The organism is Lachnotalea glycerini (assembly GCF_003201285.1).
GTDB classification, from domain to species: Bacteria; Bacillota; Clostridia; order Lachnospirales; family Lachnospiraceae; genus Lachnotalea; species Lachnotalea glycerini.
In genome coordinates, this window is the sequence record NZ_QICS01000035.1 from 1 (window position 1) to 2,052 (window position 2,052).

Below are 2,052 nucleotides of genomic sequence, written 5' to 3' on the forward strand. Positions count from 1 at the left end.
TAAAAACGCTAGAATCAAAAACCCTACCAACACAAATAAAGATTGTAATACATTTGGCATTTTCTTTTCCATATACCATCCTCCAATAATTTTATCGTTTTAAGTAACTGCCTGATAATTTCAGACTTTTATAGATAAATATAACTCCTTACCAAACTATTGTTAATTGTATATTTCAGAAACGAATTAGCAACTAATGAAAGGAGTTATATATTTCTATATATCTTTGTTTCGCCTATTTGGATATTAATTTGTTATATTTTACAAATTATTCTAATTTATTCATATATTCTATTAAATTCCCTGAAAATCTTATGATTTTCTTTTTTATTTTATCTTATATTAACAATTTGTCAAGATTAATGTAATACTTTTTTAATATTTGTAAAATATCTACAAATTTTTAACCCTATATCGTTTAATATCTTTCCTCCATTGGTAAATATTGCATACCCTTGGCTACATTTTTATATGCAGGCCGGATAATTCTGCCTCCGCTTATAATCTCCTCAATACGGTGTGCACTCCAGCCAGCAATACGTGCAATGACAAAAATCGGCGTATGTAAATCCCTTGGTATGTTCAGCATATTATATACAAAACCAGAATAAAAATCCACATTAGCACAGACAACCTTGTCATTTTCCTTTACCCTTTTAAAAATATCCGGTGTAACAAGTTCAATATTTTTATATAGGCTAAATTCTCTTTCCATGCCTTTTTCTTTGGATAAAGCCTCCGCCTTTTCTTTTAGAAGTACCGCTCTTGGATCGGATAACGTGTAGACAGCGTGCCCCATTCCATAAATCAAACCTGAATGATTAAATGCTTCTTTTCTTAACACTTTCTCTACATAAGCGGCTACCTCTTCTTCATCCTCCCAATTTTCGATATTGGCTTTAAAGTCTTCTATCATCTCAAGAACCATAGAATTTGCTCCTCCATGAAGTGGTCCCTTCAACGAACCAATTGCACCTGCAATAGCAGAATAGGTATCCGTTCCAGTAGAAGAAATAACGTGAGTGGTAAAGGTCGAATTATTTCCTCCTCCATGCTCTGCATGCAAAACTAACGCTAAATCCAGTAATTCAACCTCTAGCTTTGTATATTTAGAGTCTGGTCTTGTAAGATAAAGTATGTTTTCAGCCGTACTTAGATTTTTTTGTGGCATGTGTATAAACAGACTTTCTTTGTCATAATAATGTCTCTTTGCTTGATATCCGTAAGTTGCCAGTATTGGAAAACGAGAAATTAATTGGATTGATTGCCTTAAAACATTCGCAATGCTTGTATCATCCGGATTATCATCATAAGAATAAAGTGTCAGTACACTTCTTGCTATTTTATTCATTAGATTGTTGCTTGGTGCCTTTAATATATGATTTTCCGTAAATTCTTCAGGTAATTCTCTGTAATCACCGAGTAACTCTGTAAACTGATTCAGTTGAGCCTGAGTCGGCAATTTCCCAAACAACAGCAAATAACAGCATTCTTCAAATCCCAATCGTTTTTCTTTTTGAAAACCATTTACTAAATCCATGATATTCAGCCCACGATACATTAATTTTCCTTCTGTCGGTATTTTTTCTCCTTCACACATGATATATGACCTGACATCTCCTATTTCAGTCAGACCTACCAATACTCCGGTACCGTCAGAATTTCTAAGACCTCTTTTTACACTGTATTTTGTGTAATTTTCATCCTCAATTTTTGATGATATCTTCTTTGCTAGTTCTTCAAAAACAATTTGATTATCCTTGTCGTTTTCCATATTGTTCATCTTATAAGCAACTCCTTTAAAGTAAATGTTATTTTGTCTAATAATTATTGTAATATTATACAGATATTTCGTATCAATTACTAGTAATTTCTATCTGCAAAAAATGGTGTTTCAATGAATTTCTTAATGTCACCTATTTTGTCATAATTACCCAAAGCCCACATTAACTTCATCGTAAGTGCTTCTGTCGTCATATCTCCGGCATAAATCACTTTCTGCTTTGCAAGTCTTTTACCAACTGCATAGATATCCAAGTCTATTCCTTCATA

At 32.7% G+C, this 2,052-nt stretch carries 1 protein-coding gene and 1 pseudogene; both read right to left on the reverse strand.

Annotated features, from left to right (window positions below):
- Positions 1-418: 418 nt before the first annotated feature.
- On the reverse strand, positions 419-1,783 hold the full coding sequence (locus C8E03_RS21610) for a citrate/2-methylcitrate synthase (RefSeq protein ID WP_170123093.1): 1,365 nt from the start codon (positions 1,781-1,783) through the stop codon (positions 419-421).
- 80 nt (positions 1,784-1,863) lie between these two features.
- A pseudogene (locus C8E03_RS22185) lies at positions 1,864-2,052 on the reverse strand (asparaginase); the annotation flags it as partial.